The sequence below is a fragment of the Variovorax guangxiensis genome (assembly GCF_003952165.1).
Lineage (GTDB): Bacteria > Pseudomonadota > Gammaproteobacteria > Burkholderiales > Burkholderiaceae_C > Variovorax > Variovorax guangxiensis.
The window spans coordinates 441022-459818 of the sequence record NZ_RXFT01000004.1 but is presented as its reverse complement, the minus strand read 5'-3'; the positions used below and the strand labels follow the sequence as shown (position 1 = coordinate 459818).

Below are 18797 nucleotides of genomic sequence, written 5' to 3'. Positions count from 1 at the left end.
CTTTCTTCAATGTTCAGCGCAGGTCCGGCGACAGCGGCATGTCGATGCTGCCGTCGATGAACTTCACAGGGCCGGCGGCGCTGGGGTTGATGTCGAAGTCGAAGATGCCGGTAGGCAGCCACAGCGTGGCGCACGAGTTGGGCACGTCGACCACGCCGCTGATGTGCCCCTGCACCGGCGCGGTGCCGAGGATCGAGTAGGCCTGCGCGCCCGAGTAGCCGAACTTCTTCAGGTACTCGATGGCGTTCAGGCAGGCCTGGCGGTAGGCCACGTTCACGTCGAGGTAGTGCTGCTTGCCGCTCTCGTCGACCGAGATGCCTTCGAAGATGAGGTAGTCGTTGTACTGCGGCGTGATGGGGCTGGGCTTGAAGATCGGGTTCCTGATGCCGTACTTGGCCATGCCGCCCTTGATGAGCGTGACCTTCATGTGCACCCAGCCGGCCATCTCGATGGCGCCGCAGAAGGTGATCTCGCCGTCGCCCTGGCTGAAATGCAGGTCGCCCACGCTCAGGCCGGCGCCGTCGACGTACACCGGGAAGAACACCTTGGAGCCGCGCGACAGGTCCTTGATGTCGCAATTGCCGCCGTGCTCGCGCGGCGGCACGGTGCGCGCGCCCTCGGCGGCGGCCTTCGCCCTCGCCTCGCCCGTCATCTTGCCCATGTGGGCCGTGCCGGCGAAAGGCGGATTGGCCAGGCCGGGAACGCGGTCAGGGTCGGTGGCGATGAGCGCCTTCTCGCGCTCGTTCCACATGTCGAGCATGGGCTTGTCGGGCAGGCAGCCGATCAGGCCTGGGTGGATGAGGCCCGCGAAGTTCACGCCGGGCACGTGGCGCGAGCTGGTGAACATGCCCTTGAAGTCCCAGATCGATTTCTGCGCCTCGGGGAAATGGTCGGTGAGGAAGCCGCCGCCATTCTTCTTCGAGAAGAAGCCGTTGAAGCCCCAGAGGCTGTCCTGCTTGGCGCCGATGTCCAGCAGGTCGACCACCAGCAGGTCGCCGGGCTCGGCACCCTTCACGCCCACGGGGCCCGAGAGGTAGTGCACCGTGCTCAGGTCGATGTCGCGCACGTCGTCGGCGCTGTCGTTGTTCTTGATGAAGCCGCCGGTCCAGTCGAAGGTCTCCAGGATGAAGTCGTCGCCCGGGTTGACCCAGCAGGCCATCGGAATGTCCGGATGCCAGCGGTTGTGGATCATCTCGTTCTCGGTGGGCGGCTTGGTCAGGTCGACCTTGATCAGCGTGTCCGTCATTTGCAGTGGCTCCTGGGGTTGTGGTTAAACAGAGAGGTAGGCTTTGATGCGGTCGACATCGGTCTTGTCGCGCGCCGTCTCGTGCACGAGGCGCCCGCCCTCGATCACGAAGAGCCGGTCGGCCACGTCCATCGCGAAGCTCAGCACCTGCTCGGACACCACGATGGTGATGCCGCGCAGCTTGCGGATCTCGTTGAGCGCCTTCGCGATGTCCTTGATGATCGAAGGCTGGATGCCTTCGGTGGGTTCGTCCAGCAGCAGCACCTTGGGGTCTGTGACGAGCGCGCGCGCAATGGCGAGCTGCTGCTGCTGGCCGCCCGAGAGGTTGCCGCCCTTGCGGCTCTTCATGTCCCACAGCACGGGGAAGAGCGCGTAGATTTCTTCCGGGATGCGCCGCGTCTTCGAGTTCTCCAGGCCGGTCTGGATGTTCTCCTCCACCGTCAGCGTCGGAAAGATCATCCGCCCCTGCGGCACGTAGGCGATGCCCTTGGCTACGCGGCGGAAGCTCTCGTCGCGCGACACGTCCTGCCCCGCCACCTCGATGCGCCCGCTCCTCAGCGGCAGCACGCCCATCAGGCTCTTGAACAGCGTGGTCTTGCCCATGCCGTTGCGGCCCATGATGGCGACCGTCTCGTTGGCATGGCCGTCGAACGAGATGCCGTGCAGCGCCTCGCTCTGGCCGTAGGCGACGTGCAGGTCCTCGACCTTCAGGTTGATGTTGCTCATGTCAGTGGCCCAGGTAGACGTCGATGACCTTCGGATCGGCCTGCACCTTCTCCATCGGCCCTTCGGCGAGGATCTTTCCCTGGTGCATCACCGTGACCTTGTGCGCGATCTGCTTCACGAAGGCCATGTCGTGCTCGATAACGATCACGGCGCGGTTCTGGCAGATGCGCTTGAGCAGCTCGGCCGTGAGCTCGCGTTCGCGCGCGCTCATGCCGGCGATGGGCTCGTCGAGCATCAGCAGTTCGGGCTCCTGCATCAGCAGCATGCCGATTTCGAGCCACTGCTTCTGGCCGTGGCTCAGCAGGCCGGCCTCGGTGTCGAGCCTGTCGGCCAGGCCGATCTCGCCGGCCACCGCCTGCACCCTGGCCTTGACCTCGTCGTCGCACTTGAAGGCGAGCGCACCGAACACCGAGCGCCCCTTGGGAAACGACACCTCCAGGTTCTGGAACACGCTGAGGTTCTCGTAGATGGAAGGCGTCTGGAACTTGCGTCCGATGCCCAGCCGCACGCGCTTGTGCTCGGCCATCTTCGTGAGTTCGGTGTTCCTGAACTTGATGCTGCCGGCGCTGGCGCGCGTCTTGCCGCAGATCAGGTCGAGCAGCGTGGTCTTGCCCGCGCCGTTGGGGCCGATGATCACGCGCAGCTCGTTGCGGTCGATGTACAGCGTCAGGTCGTCGATGGCCTTGAAACCGTCGAAGGAGACGGTGAGGTCTTCCACGGCGAGCGCGAAGTCGGTATTGCTCATGAGGTTGCTCCGCGTGTGTTCAGGCGCGCTGGCTGCCGATGCCTTCGGGCAGCGCGGGCTCGACGGGCTGTGCTGCGGGCGTTGCCGATACGGTTGGTGCCGGCGGCTTGACGGCCGCGTCGCGCAATGCCTGCCGGCGCGACTTCCACCACGGGCGGATCTTTTCTTCCCACACGCCCGCGAGCCCCATCGGGAAGGCCATGGTCACGCCGATGAAGAGCGCCGCCATCAGGAACAGCCACAGGTCCGGAAAGCTCTCCGAGAACAGCGTCGTGCCCGCATTCACCAGCAGCGCGCCGTACACCGCCCCCACCAGGCTCATGCGGCCGCCGACCGCGCAGAAGATCACCATCTCGATGGACGGCACGATGCCCACGAAGCTCGGCGACATGAAGCCCACCTGCAGCGCGAACATCGCGCCGCCGATGCCCGAGAGCCCCGCCGCCAGGCAGAAGATGAAGACCTTGAAGTTCGACACGTCGTAGCCCGAGAAGCGCACGCGGTCTTCCTTGTCGCGCATGGCCAGCAGCAGCGTGCCCAGCTTGCTGGTCTGGATCCAGCGGCACAGCAGGATGCTGCCCACCAGCAGGGCCACGCAGACGTAGTAGAGGACGTACTTGGCGCTGTCGGTGCGCGTGTCCCAGCCCAGCAGGGTCTTCAGGTCGGTCATGCCGTTCACGCCGCCCGTGTAACCCTGCTGGCCGATGATGAGCACGGTGCAGATCAGCGCCACCGCCTGCGTGATGATCGCGAAGTACACCCCGCCCACGCGGCGCTTGAACATCGCGAAGCTGATGAGCCAGGCCAGCGCCATCGGCGCCAGCACCACCAGCGCGAGGCTCAGCGGCAGGCTCTTGAAAGGCAGCCACAGCGCGGGCAGCTCGGTGATCTGGTTCCAGTCCATGAAGTCCGGAATGCCCGGCGTGGTCTGGATCTTGGTCGACACCGGGTCGGAAGCCTCGAGCTTGAGGAACATCGCCATCGCATACCCGCCGATGCCGAAGAACACCCCCTGCCCCAGGCTCAGCACGCCGCCGTAGCCCCACACCATGACGAGGCCCACGGCCACGAAGGCGTAGGTGAGGTACTTGCCCACGAGGTTGAGGCGGAAGATGTCGAGCGACAGCGGCAGCACCACCGCGAGCAGCAGCACCAGCAGCAGGAGGCTGCCCAGCTGGTAGCGCTGGATCGAGGCCTTGATGAAATTCATCGGAACGTTCTCCAGGAAGGAATCGGATTCAGCGGCGCACCTTGACTGCAAAAAGTCCTTGGGGGCGCAGCATCAGGATGAAGACGATCAGCGACAGCGTCAGCACCTTGGCCATCGACCCGGTCATGAAGAACTCCGAGACCGACTGCGTCTGCGCGATGCCGAATGCCGAGACCACCGTGCCGAAGAGGCTGGCCGCGCCGCCGAAGGTGACGACCAGGAAGGCGTCGACGATGTAGAGCGAGCCCGAGGTCGGCCCGGTGGAGCCGATGGTGGTGAAGGCCGCGCCCGCCACGCCGGCAATGCCGCAGCCGATGGCGAAGGTGAGGCGGTCGGTCTTTTTCGTGTCGATGCCGGTGGCATTGGCCATGGTGCGGTTGGCAACGGTGGCGCGCACCCGCAGGCCCCAGCGGCTCTTGTGCAGCGCGACCAGCACGCCGCCCGTGACCAGCGCGGTGAGCGCCAGCACGAACAGGCCGTTGATCGGGATGTCCAGGCCTTCGTGCGGCGTCCACGAGCCCATGAGCCACTCGGGCAGCGTGGGGCTCACCTCCTTCGGCCCGATGAAGGTGCGGAAGATCTGCTGCAGGCCCAGGCTCACGCCCCAGGTGGCGAGCAGCGTGTCGAGCGGGCGCTTGTAGAGGTGGCGGATCAACGCCCACTCCACGATCCATCCGGTGATGAAGGCGAAGACGAAAGCCAGCCCGATGGCGATCGGGAAGTAGTACGGCATGAACCCGGGCGCCAGGCTCTCGGTGACGCGCGCGGCCAGGTAGATCGAGTAGGCGCCGATGGTCATGAACTCGCCATGCGCCATGTTGATCACGCCCATCTGGCCGAAGATGATCGCGAGGCCCAGCCCCATCAGCAGCAGCACCGCGAAGAGGCTCAGCCCCGCGAAGCCCTGCATGAGGCCGATGTTCAGCATGTCCGACAGAGTCATGGCGGGAAGTCCGGAAAGTTGGAGTTACCCCCTCTCCCGCTTGCGGGAGAGGGTTGGGATGAGGGCCGGAGGCCTGCTTACTGGTAGCCCTTCGGGAACGGATCCGGCTTGATCAGTTCGGCCGACTCCGCCACCACCTTGAAGGTGCCGTCCGGCTGCCCCTGCCCGATGCGCGCCTTGCTCCACAGATGGTGGTTGGCGTCGAGCTTCACGTAGCCCTCGGGCGCGGTCTTCAGCTCGATGCCCGGCGATGCGGCCACCACCTTGTCCACATCGAAGCTGCCGGCCTTCTCCACCGCGGCCTTCCACAGCCAGGGGCCGAGGTAGCCCGCCTGCGTCACGTCGCCGATGACGGCGTCCTTGCCGTACTTGGCCTTGAAGGCTTCCACGAACTTCTTGTTGTTCGCGTTGTCCAGCGTCTGGAAGTACTTCATCGACGAGTAGAAGCCCGCGAAGTTCTCGCCGCCTACGCCGGTCATCTCGTCCTCGGTCACGGCCAGCGTCAGCAGGAACTGCTTGTCGCCGGTGATGCCCGCGGCCTTCAGCTGCTTGTAGAAGGCCACGTTCGAGCCGCCCACCACGGCCGCGAAAATGCAGTCGGGCTTGGCCACCTTGATCTTGTTGATCAGCGAGTTGAAGTTGGTGTGGCCCAGCGGGTAGTACTCCTCGCCCTTGACCGAGCCCTTCTGGAAGTTCTCGATGTGCTTGCGCGCGATCTTCATCGAGGTGCGCGGCCAGATGTAGTCGGAGCCCACCAGGAAGAAGGTCTTGGCCTTCTTCTCCTTCGCGCCCCAGTCCAGGCCCCAGATGATCTGCTGCGTGGCTTCCTGGCCGGTGTAGATCACGTTCTTGCTCTGCTCCAGGCCTTCGTAGAAGGTCGGGTAGTACAGCAGGCCGTTCTCCTTTTCGAACACCGGAAGCACGGCCTTGCGCGAGGCGCTGGTCCAGCAGCCGAACACGGCCGCGACCTTGTCGTTGACCAGCAGCTTCTTCGACTTCTCGGCGAAGGTGGGCCAGTCGGAGGCGCCGTCTTCCTTGATGACCTTGATCTTGCGGCCCAGGATGCCGCCCATGGCGTTGATCTGGTCGATGGCGAGCTGCTCGGCCTGGATGGAGCCGGTCTCCGAGATGGCCATGGTGCCGGTGGACGAATGCAGCTGGCCCACCGTGACCTCGGTGTCCGTCACGGCGAGCTTCGTCGTGTTGACCTTGGCCGTGGGGAACTGGCCCTGACCGAAGCTCAGGCCGCTGAGGCCCATCACGGGCAGCGCGGCGGCGCCCTGCAGCAGGCGGCGGCGGCGCAGTGCCATGGCATCGAGGGAAGGATCGAAATCACGCGACATCAGGAAACTCCAGGCAGGTTGTTGGAAAGGAGGGCCGCGCACCATCGAAGTGCATCGGACGGTGCCCCGAGCACCATGGCTGGAACTTTAGAAATCACTGGCGTATGCGCGAATACGTCATTCAACGTAGCGGCCGGAGTGCGCCGTGCCTGCAGACTCGCGAGCCAGAAACCGCAGGGAGCGCTTCTTGCTGTACCCGCGCCATGCCACTGCCGCCGCCGCGAGAACCCGCCATGCAATCCGTCTCCGGACAGAAGATCTTCCGCATCCGCCGCGACTACAACGCCTGGGTGGCGAACGAGACGCTGGAGGACTACGCGCTGCGCTACACGCCGCGCAGCTTCCGCAAGTGGTCGGAATTCCGCGTGGCCAACGCGGCCTTCGGCGCCACCTCCTTCCTGGCGCTGGAGGCCATCGGCGGCGCGATCGCGCTGAGCTACGGCTTCTCGAACGCGCTGTGGGCCATCCTCGTGGTCGGGCTCATCACCTTCCTCACCGGCCTGCCGATCTCGTACTACGCCGCGCGCCACGGCGTGGACATGGACCTGCTCACGCGCGGCGCCGGCTTCGGCTACCTGGGCTCCACGCTCACCTCGCTGATCTACGCGAGCTTCACCTTCATCTTCTTCGCGCTGGAGGCTGCCATCCTCGCGCTGGCGCTGCAGATGTACCTGGACTGGCCGCTGTGGCTGCTGTACATGGTGTCGTCCATCGTCATCATTCCGCTGGTGGCGCGAGGCATCACGCTCATCTCGGGGCTGCAGCTTTGGACGCAGCCGATCTGGATCGTGCTGTTCGTCTGTCCCTTTGTCGCGGTGCTGGTGAAGAAGCCGGAGCTGTACGCCGATTTCACCGGGCTGGTGGGCCGCACCTCCGACAGCAGCGGCTTCGACCCGCTGATGTTCGGCGCCGCCGCCACGGTGGCCTTCTCGCTGGTGGTGCAGATCGGCGAGCAGGTCGACTACCTGCGCTTCCTGCCCGAGAAGACCGCCGCCAACCGCGTGCGCTGGTGGACGGCGGTGCTGGTCTCGGGCCCGGGCTGGATCGTGCCGGGCATGCTGAAGATGATGGGCGGCGCCTTCCTCGCGTTCCTGGCGCTGCAGCACGAGATACCGGCCAACCACGCGATCGAGCCCACGCAGATGTACCTCACGGGCTTCTCCTACGTGCTGCGCGACCCGGCCTGGGTGCTGGGCATTACGGTGCTGTTCGTGCTGGTGTCGCAGATGAAGATCAACCTGACGAACGCCTATGCGGGTTCGCTGGCATGGTCGAACTTCTTCGCGCGGCTCACGCACAGCCACCCGGGGCGCGTGGTGTGGCTGGTATTCAACGTGGCCATCGCGATCCTGCTGATGGCGCTGGGCGTGTTCGCGGCGCTGGAGCACGTGCTGGGCTTCTACAGCAACATCGCCATCGCCTGGGTCGGCGCGCTGGTGGCCGACCTGGTCATCAACAAGCCGCTGGGCTGGAGCCCGCGCACCATCGAGTTCAAGCGCGCGCACCTGTACGACATCAACCCGGTGGGACTGGTGTCGATGCTGGCGGCGGCGGCGCTGGCCATGCTGGCCTACTCCGGCACGCTGGGGCAATGGGCGAAGGCTTTTTCGCCCTTCATCGCGCTGGCCACCGCCATGGCGCTGTCGCCGCTGCTGGCCTGGCGCACGCGCGGGCGCTACTACCTCGCGCGCAACGACATCGAACGCTGGACGCCGGGCCAGGCCGTGAAGTGCTCGGTGTGCGACAACAGCTTCGAGTCGGAGGACATGGCCCACTGCCCTGCCTACAGCGCGCCGATCTGCTCGCTGTGCTGCACGCTCGAATCGCGCTGCCACGACCGCTGCAAGACAAACTCGCGAGCGGCCGAGCAGATGAGCGGCTGGCTGCAGGCGCTGCTGCCGCCAGCGCTCTCGGCACGCCTGAACTTCCGCGTGGCGCACTACCTGCTGGTGGCCACGTCGCTCGTCGCGCTTTTGGCCACCGTGGTGGGCGTGGTGTACGCACAGGAGGCGCTGGCGGGCACCAGCGACCCGGTCATGGCCACGGCCTTCCTGAAGGTGTTCGCGCTGCTTTCCGTGGTGGCCGCGGTGGCCGCATGGTGGGTGGTGCTGGGCAGCGAGAGCCGGCAGATGGCGCAGGAGGAATCGAACCGCCACAACAACCTGCTGGCACTCGAGATCGAGGCGCACCGCCGCACCGACGCCGCCTTGCAGGCGGCCAAGGAAGCCGCCGAGGCCGCCAACCAGGCCAAGACCCGCTACGTGGCCGGCATGACGCACGAGCTGCGCACGCCGCTCAACAGCATCCTGGGCTACTCGCAGATCCTGCTGAAGGGCGACTCGGTGAAGCCGCCGCGCGAGGCGGTGCAGACCATCCACCGCAGCGGCGAGCACATGCTGGGCCTGATCGACGGCCTGCTCGACCTGGCGCGCATCGAGGCCGGCCGGCTGCAGCTGGAGCCCGCGCCGCTGGCGCTGCCGGCATTCCTCGACCAGCTGGTGCACATGGTGCGCCCGCAGGCCGAGAACAAGGGCCTGGCCTTCGTCTACACGCACGCGGGCCGGCTGCCGCCGTGGGTGCATGCGGATGCGAAGTGGCTGCGGCAGATCCTCATCAACCTGCTGACGAACGCGGTGCGCTTCACCGACAGCGGCACCGTCACGCTGCACGTGGACGCGCGGCGCGAGGTGCTGCGCTTCGACGTGGCCGACACCGGCATCGGCGTTGCGCCGCAGGATCACCAGCGCATCTTCCTGCCCTTCGAGCGCGGCGCCGCCGGCCGCCGCCGGGGCGAGCCGGGTACCGGGCTGGGCCTGACCATCACCGGCCTGCTCACCTCGCTGATGGGCGGCGAGCTCAAGCTGGCATCGACCTCGTCGCAGGGCAGCACCTTCAGCGTGCGCGTGTACCTGCGCGAGGTGGCCGACCCCGGTCCGCAGGCCGGCAAGGCGGGCGCCATGCGCCAGCCCGTGTCGGGCTACATCGGCGAGCGCCGCACGCTGCTGGTGGTGGACGACCAGCCGGTGCAGCGCCAGATGCTCGCCGGCATGCTCGCGCCACTGGGCTTCGAGGTGCGCGAGGCCGCGAGCGGCACCGAGTGCCTCGACAGCCTGCGCGAGGAGCTGCCCTCGGCCATCCTGCTCGACCTGACGATGGACGACATGGACGGCTGGCAGACCGCCGCCTCGGTGCGCGCATCGGGCTTCGGCGAGATCCCGATCATCATCGTCTCGGCCAACATGTTCGAGAACCAGGCCGAGCGGCTGCGCGCGGCGGGCTGCCAGGCCTTCGTGGGCAAGCCGGTGATCGAGTCGGAGCTCATCGCCACGCTGGAGCGCCACCTGGGCCTCGAATGGCTGGCGGCCGGCGATGCATTGCCGGTCGCGCTCGACGACCTCGAAGCCCTGCCCCCTCGCCCCCGGCAGCTCGATCTTCCGGAAGACGACCGCGCAGAGCTCATGCGCCTCGCCCAGATGGGCCACGTGCGCGGCCTGCACACCGCGCTCGACCGGCTGGCCGCCGCCTCGCCCGCGGCGGCCGCCACATGCACCTGGCTGCGCGGCATGGTCGCGCGCTTCGAACTCGACAAACTCCGCAACGCACTGGCAGAAGATGCAGACACCCTCGCTCCCTGAATCGCCTTCGGCCGAACGCCCCGTGGTGCTGGTGGTGGACGACGCCCCCAGCAGCCTGGGCATGCTGTGCGACACGCTGGAGGCCAGCGGCTACACCGTGCTGGTGGCACCCGATGGCGAGGCCGCGCTGCAGCGGCTCGAACTGGTGGTGCCAGACGCGATCCTGCTCGACGGCCTGATGCCCGGGCTCTCCGGCTTCGAGACCTGCAGGCGCATCAAGGCCAACCCGGCGCTCGCGCACATCCCGGTGCTGTTCATGACTGGCCTTTCGGAAACCTCGCACGTGGTCGAAGGCTTCGAGTGCGGCGGCGTCGACTATGTGGTGAAGCCGATCCGCGCGCAGGAAGTGCTGGCGCGGCTGCACACGCACGCGCGCAACGCGCGCATCACCCGCATGGCGCGCGACGCGGTGGACGTGGCGGGCATGGGCGTGGTCTTCGTCGACACGCGCGGGCGCATCGCGTGGCGCTCGCCGCAGGCCGCGCTGTGGCTGCACGCGCTGGAAGTTCCGCCAGCGCCTGGCCTTCTGCCGGGCTCGCTGGAGGCGGCGCTGGCGCCGGGTGCGGTCATCTCGGTCGGCACGTCCACGGGCATGCGGCTGTCGGTGCGCAACCTCGGCGCGGCAGCGCTGGGCGAGACGATGCTGCTCTTCGCCGTGCAGCGCGAAGGCCCGGCCGCGCGGCTGGCGGACGCGGCCCTCACCCCGCGCGAGACCGAGGTGCTTTCATGGCTCGCCAAGGGCAAGACCAACCGCGACATCGGCGAGATCCTGGGCACCAGCCCGCGCACGGTGAACAAGCACCTGGAGCACATCTTCGAGAAGCTGGGGGTGGAGACGCGGGCTGCGGCGGCAGCGCTGGCGAGCGGTATGTAACCCCCATGGGGTAACTGCCCCAACCGCACTGGGCTATACCCCTGCGCCGCTCCTGTTGCGCCCAGAATGGGGATGCCAACGGAGAACGAGATGCTCAACAGCCTTCTGCAATTTCCTGCCCGCGAGAGTGCGTACAAGCGCAAGTTCCTGAACAACACGGACGAGAACCTGTTCATGGGCTCGTTCGAGAGCTTCGCGGCGGCCGAGGCCGGCGCGCCCTCTTCCAAGGCCGTGGGCTATGCCAACGCCGACGCGGGCGAGCTCTACAGCCCGCAGATCTACTTCTACGACTACCCCGGGCTGTTCTGGCTGGGCCGCTCCATCGACGCGGGCCTCACGCGCGTGTTCGACCTGGGCGGGCACGTCGGCATCAAGTACTACGCCTTCCGGCGCGTGCTGAGCTATCCCTCCACGCTGCGCTGGACGGTGTGCGACGTGCCAGGCGTGGTCGAGAGCGGCCGCGCGATGGCCATCAAGCGCGAGGCCACGCAGCAGCTCGGCTTCACCACCGACTACCACGACGCCAGCGGCTGCGATGTGCTGTACGTATCGGGCAGCCTGCAGTACCTGCCGGTGCGCATGGACACGATCCTCTCGGAGCTTGCGGTGAAGCCCAAGCGCATCGTGATGAACACCACCGCCGTGCATCCCGAGCGCACGATCTACACGCTCAACAGCATCGGCATCGCGGTGTGCCCTTACCGCATCCAGCACCACAACGAGCTGCTGGCCGACCTCTCGCGCTCCGGCTACCGCAAGCGCGACGTGTGGCGCAACGAGGGCAAGCCCATCGAGGTGCCTTTCGTCGAGGGTGGCGACAAGCCCTACTACGCGGGCTGCTGCTTCGACCTGGTCGACTGACCGGGCGCGCCTGCTCTACCTTGTAGCCCGCAGCGAGCGCCGGAACTCGCGCAGCGGCATGGCCTGCGTGGTGTCGATGCTGGTCGGAGCGCCGCGGATGAAGCCATGCACCGTGTCGCCTCGGACTTCGAGGATCGAGCCGCACGGGCCGATACCCAGCGCGCCCTCGCCGTCATCCCGTGCCAGCACGATCCATTCGGAGCCCTGCGGCAACGGCTCCTCGCGGCCTGGCGGCGCCGCGTTGAGCATGAAGTGCAGCACGCCGTTGCCCATGAAGCGGCCTGCGGCCTTGCCGGCTGGCCTGCCGTCGAGGAACTCGACCGGCTCGAACATGAAGGAGAGCGGAGGCGGCGTGTAGTCGGGCACGCCCAAGTCGAAGGGCACGACGCGTACGCGAAGCACGCGGGCGCGTGGCTCGCCGCGCGCAGCCGCCACCGAATCGAGGAAAGAGGCGCGGCCGGCGCACGAGGTGGCACCGGCCGGCTCGGCGCCGAACAGGCTCGCAGCCAGCGCGGCGGCAGCGGAAATCCGGAGCATTCGCCGGGACATCGAAAACATCTTGACTGGCCTCAAAAAGATATTAAAGTGATATCACTTTCAACGGAGGCAGCGATGCAAGAGAAGACCCCCAACATCAATCCGCGACCGGTCCGCATGGAGCGCCCCTACCGGTCGATCAACGGCTACGGCGTGTCCGCGGTGGCGCTGCTGCTGATCGCCATCGGCGTCTGGGCGATGGTGCAGCGCCTGATGCCGCTGCCCCTGAGCATCCTGCTGATCGTGGTCGGCCTCGTGCTGGTTCCCGGTCTCTACATGCTGCAGCCCAACGAGGGCATCATCCTCACGCTCTTCGGCGAGTACCAGGGCACCGACCGCTCTGAGGGCCTGCGCTGGACCAACCCGCTGCAAAGCGGCCAGAAGATCTCGCTGCGCGCGCGCAACCTCAACACCCCGCCGCTGAAGGTGAACGACAAGCGCGGCAACCCGGTGGAGATCGGCGCGGCGGTGGTCTGGCGGGTCTACGACACGGCGCAGGCCGTGTTCGAGATCGACGACTACAACAAGTTCGTCGCCATCCAGGCCGAAGCCGCCATCCGCCACCTCGCCACCCTCTACGCCTACGACAGCGGCGACGACCTGCCGAGCGACGAGACCACGCTGCGCGCCGGCCTCGACACGGTGGCCGACGCCCTCAGAGACGACCTGAACCGCCGCTTCGCCAGCGCCGGCGTCGAAGTGCTCGACGCCAAGCTCACCCACCTGGCCTACGCCCCCGAAATCGCGCAGGTGATGCTGCGCCGCCAGCAGGCGGTGGCCATCGTGAGCGCTCGGCACCAGATCGTGGCCGGTGCGGTCGGCATGGTCGAGGCTGCCCTCAGGGGCCTGTCGGAGCGCAACCTGGTCGTGCTCGACGACGAGCGCAAGGCATCGATGGTGTCGAACCTGCTGGTGGTGCTGTGCTCCGACCGCGAGACTCAGCCCGTGGTGAACACCGGTACGCTCTACACCTGAGGCGCGAACCGTACGCGCCTTCCGATCCGTATTCACCCGATGGCCAGTCCCGGCAAGAAAGCCTATCCCCTGCGCATCGATCCGGCCCTGTGGGCCGAGATCGAGCGCCTCGCCGCGCAGGAACTGCGCAGCGCGAACGCGCAGGTCGAGTTCCTGCTGCGCGAGGGGCTGGCCCGGCGCGGGCGGCTGCCGGCCGCCGACCCGGGCGGCAGCGCGCCCGGAGACGAGCCCGCCGCGCCTCGGTAGTAACCCCGAATCCGCTGAGGGCGGAATGACAGGTCCGGCTTCTACGATGGCTTCTGCAGCCAACTTCCCCTTGGAGACATCGTGACCAAACCTTTTCTCGGCCCTTTCCGCCCTGCCCTTTCCATCACCCGCCGCGCCGCCCTCCCGCTGATCGCGGCCTTCGCGCTCGCAGGCTGCGGCAGCCTCGGCACCAACAGCAGCAGCACCAGCAAGCCCGTCGCCGGCGCCGACATCCACGTCATGACCTCGGGTGGCTTCACCGCGGCCTACAACGACCTGCGACCCGAGTTCGAGCGCAGCAGCGGCCGCAGCGTCAAGACGGCCTACGGCGCCTCCATGGGTAATGCCGACGATTCCATTCCCAGCCGCTTGGCGCGCAACGAGCCCGCAGACGTCGTGATCCTCGCGCGCCCCGCGCTCGACGCGCTGGTGGCCCAGGGCAAGGTGGTGCCCGGCAGCCAGGTCGACCTGGTGCGCTCTTCCATCGGCTTCGCGGTGCGCAAGGGCGCGCCCAGGCCCGACATCAGCACGGTCGACGCGCTCAAGCGCACGCTGATCGCCGCGCCGTCGATCGCCTACTCGGCCAGCGCGAGCGGCACCTACTACGAGACCGAGCTGCTCAAGAAGCTGGGCATCGAGGACCAGGTCAAGCCCAAGAGCAAGCGCATCCTGAGCGAGCGCGTCGGTTCGGTGGTGGCCCGCGGCGACGCGGCGCTCGGCCTGCAGCAGGTCAGCGAGCTGCTGCCCATCGCCGGTATCGACTACATCGGCCCCCTGCCGGCCGAAGTGCAGCGCGTGACGGTGTTCTCCGCCGGCGTCGCCACCGGCTCGAAGCAGCCCGACGCGGCGCGGCAGCTCATCCGCTATCTCAACTCGCCCGCAGCGGCGCCCACCATCGCCAAGACGGGCCTGGAGCCGCTGCCGGCGCGCTGAGCGCACACGGTCAGAGCGTCCAGCCGTCGCGCAGGAAGAACTCGACCAGCGCATCGCCAACCTTGTCGGCCTGGTCGAAGGCAATGGCGTGGCCCGCGTCGGGCAGCAACTCGACGCGCACATGCGGCGCCTGCGCCTTCACACGGGCGCGGGCGCGCACCGGGTCGAATAGCACCTCGTCCTCGCCGAGCATCAGCAGCGTGTTCCTGGGCAGCACGCGCAGGTCGGCATCTGTCATGCGGCCGGGTGGCCTCGGATGGCGCTGGCAGCGCCAGCGCACGAGCCAGTCGTCCATGGCCCAGGGCGGCGGCTCGGGCGCCTTCGGAGACGACACCAGCGCCCGGAAGGCGCGCACCAGCCGCTCGCTCGGGAAGGCTGCGGCGAAGCCCGCGCGCAGCATCGTGCCGATGCGCACCGACTCCAGGTTCGGCGGCGCCAGCAGCGCCAGCTTGCCGACGCGGCGCATGGTCTGGCGCGCGTAGGCCGCTGCGAGCCATGCGCCGAAGGAGGCGCCGCACAGCCCCACCTTGGGCCGGCCGATGGCGATCAGCACGTCTTCGAGCCAGTTGCAGTAGCCGTCTTCCGTCGCGGGACGGCGCCCTTCGCTGCGGCCGGCGTCGCCGATGATGTCCACCGCGTAGACCTGCAGCGAGCCCGCGAGCCGAGCGATGTTGTGGACCCAGGTGGTGGCGTTGCCGCCGCCGCCGTGCAGCAGCACCACCGGCGGCGCATAGGCCGGCCCGCAGGCCAGCAGGTGCGTGCGGCCGTAGCGCGTCTCGACGTAGCGGCTCTCGTGCGGCACGGGCCAGCGCGCGAGCACGCGGGCATACGAAGCCAGCAGTGAGGAATGGGCTTCCGGCGAGCGGAAATTGCCGGCGAAGAGGCGCGCTTCGAAGAGGCTCATCGATGTCCCGTTCTGTTCTTTCCTGGTGGTGTGGGGCGAACACCCCGCATGGTGAGCCGCATAGATGAAGGTCTGCTGAAATTCCGGCGCCTCGCGCCCTGCTTCCTTGCGTGCCCCAAAGCACGTCTGCGTATCTGTTTCTTTGGGAATCCTTCAGCTTCGGCAGGTAGATTGCCCGCCATGAAGATCCTCCTGGCCGAAGACGATTTCGACCTTGCCACCGGCATTCGCGTCGCCTTGCAGACCCAGGGGATGGAGGTGGTATGGGTGCGCCGCGTCGAGGAGGCGCGGCGCATCCTCGAGACCGAGGGCTGCGACCTGCTGCTGCTCGACCTGGGCCTGCCCGACGGCGAGGGCCTCGACGTGCTCGACCGGCTGCGGCGCGACGGCAAGCGGCTGCCGGTGCTCATCCTCAGCGCCCGCGACGGCCTGCACGACCGCCTGCAGGGCCTGGACAGCGGCGCCGACGACTACATGGTCAAGCCCTTCGTGCTGGCCGAGCTGCTCGCGCGCGTGCGCGCCCTTGCGCGGCGCAGCTACGGCGGCGACGGCGCCACCTTCGAGGTGCGAGGCCTGTGGCTGCACGAGCCGACGCAGCGCGTGCGCGTGGACGGCGTGCCGGTTTCGCTTTCGCGAAGCGAATTCCGCCTGCTGAGCCTGCTGGTGCGGCGGGCCGACCGCGTGGTCGCGCGCCGCGTGCTCGAGCAGCTCATGGTGGCGGGCACCCAGGGCGCCGTGCAGGGCCAGGGGCCCGGCAGCAACGTGCTCGACGTGCACGTCTCCAACCTGCGCCGCAAGATCGGCGACGGCTACATCCGCACCGTGCGCGGCATCGGCTACGTGATCTATCTCGCCGCTCAGCAGCAGCAACCACCGCCGCTGGAGCACACATGAACGCGGTGCTCGCCTCGATAGCGCGTGCCCCCGCGCGGCTGCTGCGCAGCGGCTGGCAGCGCGTCCGGCGGCCCTCGCTGGTGCGCCGCCTCATGTTCGCGCAGGTCGGGATGATGACGCTGCTGTGGAGCCTCGCCATCGCGGTGCTGCTGAACTCCGCGTTCAACGAAGACCTCTCGATCATGGACGCCTCGCAGCGCAGCATGCTCGTCGTCGCGCGCAACCTCACCGACCAGCCTGCCCGGCAGTACGAGAGCCTGCGCTCCATGGACATCGCGCTGCGCAACTCCTTCGGCGGCGGCGACGACAACGACGACGCGGCCATGGCGCCCAGCGTCATCGTCTGGCAGAACGGCCACGAGATCTACCGTTCCCGGGGACTGCCGCCCGAGGGCATCGCCAATACCCGTCCCGACATCGGGGAGACGGTGCAGGTCAACGGAAAGAGCTGGCGCGCGCGCACCATCGAGTCTCCTTCCGGCAAGACGCGCGTCACGCTGGTCACGCCCGGCACCGAGCAGGTGTGGCTCACCTTCCAGTCGCGCGGCTACTACATCCTGCCGCTGGTCATCAGCGTGCCCTTCCTGCTGCTTCCGGCGTGGCTGTCGATCCGCCTGGCGCTGCGGCCGTGGCGCAAGGTGGCCAGCGAGATCGCCTCGCGCGGTCCGCACGACCTGGCGCCGGTGTCGACGCAGCCGCGCCACGACGAGCTGCAGCCGATGGTGCAGAACTTCAACGCACTGATGGAGCGGCTGCGCGCCAGCATCGCGCGCGAGCAGAGCTTCATCGCCGACGCGGCGCACGAGCTGCGCACGCCCATCGCGGCGATGCGCGTGAACGTGGAGGCGCTGCAGTCGCTGCTCATCGAACACATTCCCACCGAGCGGCAGGACGAGCTCTTCGCGCGCGTGCTCAGCAGCAACGCGCGCGCAGAGCGGCTGGTGGGCCAGCTGCTGCGGCTCATGCGCAGCAACGCCAGCGCCTCGGCGCCGCGCGCCCTGCGGCTGGACGACCTGGTGCAGGAGCGGCTGGCGGCGCTGTCGGCGCTGGCGCACGTGCGCGAGGTGGAGATCGAACTCGTGGAGGACGAGCCCGTCGAGCTCATGGGCGACCGCGACAGCCTGGTCTCGATGATCGACAACCTGATCGACAACGCCACCAAGTACAGCCCCGTGGGCTCGGTGGTGAGCGTGGGCATCCGGCGCGACGGCGACATGGCGGTGCTGACGGTGTCCGACCAGGGGCCCGGCATCATGCCGGCACTGCGCGAGCGCGTGTTCGACCGCTTCTTCCGCGACCCCGACCAGACGCAGACCGGCAGCGGCCTGGGGCTGGCCATCGTGCGATCGGTGATCGACGCGCACGGGGGCACCATCGCCCTGGGCGACACCGGCGTGAGGCCGGGCCTGCGCGTCACGGTGCGGCTGCCGCTCGGGCCGCTGGGTTCGCTCGGGATCGTGGCGCCAGCCGGGTCGTAGCCTGCCCCGTAAACTGGCGGGCATCTTCCTCCATCGATGCCAGGACGCCATGACTCAGCAGCAGACGACGATCTCCCCCGCCCTCGTTTCCGCCTTCGCGCCCAGCGGCACGCTGCGCGCCTCGATCAATCTCGGCAACCCGATCCTGGCCAACAAGGACGCGGCCACGGGCGAGCCGGAGGGCGTCTCCATCGACCTGGCGCGCGAGTTCGCGCGGCGTCTCGGCGTGGCCATCGAGCTGGTGGTGTTCGAAAAGGCCGCCGCATCGGTCGACGCGGTGAAGAACGAGAAGGCCGACATCGGCTTCTTCGCCATCGACCCGGCGCGCAGCGAAGGGCTGCTGTTCACCGCGCCCTACGTGCTGATCGAAGGCAGCTACCTCGTACCCGACGCCTCCGCGCTCACCGACAACGCGCAGGTCGATGCCAATGGCAACCGCATCTCCGTCGGAGCAGGCAGCGCCTACGACCTGTTCCTGACGCGCGAGATCAAGGCGGCCGAGATCGTCCGCCTCCAGGGCGCAGGCCCCGCACTCGCGGCACTTCGCTCGGGCGAAGTCGAAGTGGCGGCCGGCATCCGCCGGATGCTCGAGGGCGAGGCGAAGCGCGCACCCGGCGTGCGCGTGCTGCCGGGGCGCTTCATGGTCATCCAGCAGGCCATGGGCACGCCCGCCAGCCGCGGCACCGAAGCGCAGGCCCTGCTCGCCGCCTTCGTGGAGGAGATGAAGGCCAGCGGCTTCGTGGCCGATGCGCTGAAGCGCCACCGCATCGAGGGCGCGAGCGTGGCGCCCGCTGCCTGAGCCTTCGCCTCAGAGCTTGTACGCCTCCACCGGCCCGCGCGAATAGAAGAGGAAGTAGCCGGTCGAGGTCTGGAAGCCGTTCTTCTGCCAGCCCGCCGGCACCTTGAATATGCCGAGCTGCTCGCTGGCCACGCCGACGAAGGCGGTGTTCTCCTTGTCGGTGGTGATGCGGCTCCAGTGCTCTCGCGTCACGGGCTTCATCGTCATCTTCGGCTCGCTCCAGTCCGCCGTGCGCACCTTGTCGCGCATCACGTAGCCGTCGCCCTGCCGTTCGATCTTGATGAGCTCCTTGAGCGCGCCGTTCTGCTTCACGGCGTAGGTGCCGACGAGTTCGGCCTCGGGGCCGCCGCTGTTGCCGGTGCTCGCGCCGCAGGCGGACAGCAGCAGCGCCGCCGCTCCCGCAGCCAGCCATTTCAGGAATGCTGTGTTCATGATGGTCCTTGTCGAA

General features: G+C 68.0%; 18 protein-coding genes. 9 read left to right on the top strand and 9 right to left on the bottom strand.

What is annotated here, in order from left to right; translation table 11 throughout:
- Positions 1 to 13: 13 nt before the first annotated feature.
- The 6 genes from fmdA to urtA all read right to left on the bottom strand — a co-directional run bounded on the left by fmdA (position 14) and on the right by urtA (position 6213).
- Entirely contained in the window at positions 14 to 1246 is a 1233-nt protein-coding gene (gene fmdA / locus EJP67_RS12955) for a formamidase (RefSeq protein WP_126022107.1), read from the bottom strand.
- Positions 1247 to 1270: 24 nt separating this feature from the next.
- Complete coding sequence (gene urtE, locus EJP67_RS12950) at positions 1271 to 1972, bottom strand: urea ABC transporter ATP-binding subunit UrtE (RefSeq protein ID WP_126022106.1); 702 nt, start codon at positions 1970 to 1972, stop codon at positions 1271 to 1273.
- A 1-nt stretch (position 1973) separates the two neighbouring features.
- Positions 1974 to 2717, bottom strand: coding sequence for an urea ABC transporter ATP-binding protein UrtD (gene urtD / locus EJP67_RS12945; RefSeq protein WP_126022105.1), 744 nt, complete (start codon positions 2715 to 2717; stop codon positions 1974 to 1976).
- Positions 2718 to 2736: 19 nt separating this feature from the next.
- A complete protein-coding gene (gene urtC, locus EJP67_RS12940) occupies positions 2737 to 3927 on the bottom strand; it encodes an urea ABC transporter permease subunit UrtC (protein WP_126022104.1) in 1191 nt (396 codons plus the stop codon).
- A gap of 28 nt (positions 3928 to 3955) precedes the next feature.
- Complete coding sequence (urtB, locus tag EJP67_RS12935) at positions 3956 to 4870, bottom strand: urea ABC transporter permease subunit UrtB (RefSeq protein ID WP_126022103.1); 915 nt, start codon at positions 4868 to 4870, stop codon at positions 3956 to 3958.
- Positions 4871 to 4947: 77 nt separating this feature from the next.
- The gene (urtA, locus tag EJP67_RS12930) at positions 4948 to 6213 is read right to left on the bottom strand and encodes an urea ABC transporter substrate-binding protein (protein ID WP_126022102.1); all 1266 of its coding nucleotides are present in this window, start codon (positions 6211 to 6213) and stop codon (positions 4948 to 4950) included.
- Positions 6214 to 6446: 233 nt separating this feature from the next.
- On the opposite strand from urtA, the gene EJP67_RS12925 reads away from it, so the two are divergent.
- The 3 genes from EJP67_RS12925 (at position 6447) to EJP67_RS12915 (ending at position 11583) form a co-directional block, all read left to right on the top strand.
- Positions 6447 to 9848 carry a hybrid sensor histidine kinase/response regulator gene (locus EJP67_RS12925; protein ID WP_206169491.1) on the top strand — a complete coding sequence of 1134 codons (3402 nt, stop codon included), beginning with the start codon at positions 6447 to 6449 and terminating at the stop codon, positions 9846 to 9848.
- Positions 9826 to 10722 carry a response regulator transcription factor gene (locus tag EJP67_RS12920; RefSeq protein ID WP_126022100.1) on the top strand — a complete coding sequence of 299 codons (897 nt, stop codon included), beginning with the start codon at positions 9826 to 9828 and terminating at the stop codon, positions 10720 to 10722. The genes EJP67_RS12925 and EJP67_RS12920 overlap by 23 nt, the downstream gene beginning before the upstream one ends.
- Before the next feature lie 90 nt (positions 10723 to 10812).
- Positions 10813 to 11583 (top strand): TIGR04325 family methyltransferase, encoded by a 771-nt coding sequence (locus EJP67_RS12915; protein ID WP_126022099.1) that lies wholly within the window; start codon positions 10813 to 10815, stop codon positions 11581 to 11583.
- A gap of 15 nt (positions 11584 to 11598) precedes the next feature.
- On the opposite strand, the gene EJP67_RS12910 is transcribed toward EJP67_RS12915, so the two are convergent.
- Positions 11599 to 12120, bottom strand: coding sequence for a hypothetical protein (locus EJP67_RS12910; RefSeq protein ID WP_126022098.1), 522 nt, complete (start codon positions 12118 to 12120; stop codon positions 11599 to 11601).
- A gap of 75 nt (positions 12121 to 12195) precedes the next feature.
- Between EJP67_RS12910 and EJP67_RS12905 the strand changes: the two genes are divergently transcribed.
- The 3 genes from EJP67_RS12905 to EJP67_RS12895 all read left to right on the top strand — a co-directional run bounded on the left by EJP67_RS12905 (position 12196) and on the right by EJP67_RS12895 (position 14274).
- Positions 12196 to 13095: an SPFH domain-containing protein gene (locus EJP67_RS12905; protein ID WP_126022097.1), complete on the top strand. Its 900-nt coding sequence runs from the start codon at positions 12196 to 12198 to the stop codon at positions 13093 to 13095.
- A 39-nt stretch (positions 13096 to 13134) separates the two neighbouring features.
- Positions 13135 to 13341, top strand: a complete 207-nt coding sequence (locus EJP67_RS12900) for a type II toxin-antitoxin system antitoxin (protein WP_126022096.1) — start codon at positions 13135 to 13137, stop codon at positions 13339 to 13341.
- A gap of 81 nt (positions 13342 to 13422) precedes the next feature.
- Positions 13423 to 14274, top strand: coding sequence for a substrate-binding domain-containing protein (locus tag EJP67_RS12895; RefSeq protein ID WP_126022095.1), 852 nt, complete (start codon positions 13423 to 13425; stop codon positions 14272 to 14274).
- Positions 14275 to 14284: 10 nt separating this feature from the next.
- Here EJP67_RS12895 and EJP67_RS12890 read toward each other — a convergent pair whose 3' ends face one another.
- Positions 14285 to 15178 carry an alpha/beta fold hydrolase gene (locus EJP67_RS12890; RefSeq protein ID WP_126022094.1) on the bottom strand — a complete coding sequence of 298 codons (894 nt, stop codon included), beginning with the start codon at positions 15176 to 15178 and terminating at the stop codon, positions 14285 to 14287.
- 180 nt (positions 15179 to 15358) lie between these two features.
- Between EJP67_RS12890 and EJP67_RS12885 the strand changes: the two genes are divergently transcribed.
- From EJP67_RS12885 to EJP67_RS12875, 3 genes are read left to right on the top strand one after another with little or no spacing between them, the layout of a single operon-like run.
- Positions 15359 to 16072, top strand: a complete 714-nt coding sequence (locus EJP67_RS12885) for a response regulator (RefSeq protein WP_126022093.1) — start codon at positions 15359 to 15361, stop codon at positions 16070 to 16072.
- Positions 16069 to 17550 carry a sensor histidine kinase gene (locus EJP67_RS12880; protein ID WP_126022092.1) on the top strand — a complete coding sequence of 494 codons (1482 nt, stop codon included), beginning with the start codon at positions 16069 to 16071 and terminating at the stop codon, positions 17548 to 17550. Before EJP67_RS12885 ends, EJP67_RS12880 begins: the two co-directional genes overlap by 4 nt.
- A 49-nt stretch (positions 17551 to 17599) precedes the next feature.
- On the top strand, positions 17600 to 18349 hold the full coding sequence (locus tag EJP67_RS12875; protein WP_126022091.1) for a transporter substrate-binding domain-containing protein: 750 nt from the start codon (positions 17600 to 17602) through the stop codon (positions 18347 to 18349).
- Positions 18350 to 18358: 9 nt separating this feature from the next.
- Here EJP67_RS12875 and EJP67_RS12870 read toward each other — a convergent pair whose 3' ends face one another.
- The gene (locus EJP67_RS12870; protein WP_126022090.1) at positions 18359 to 18781 is read right to left on the bottom strand and encodes a hypothetical protein; all 423 of its coding nucleotides are present in this window, start codon (positions 18779 to 18781) and stop codon (positions 18359 to 18361) included.
- Positions 18782 to 18797: the final 16 nt, after the last annotated feature.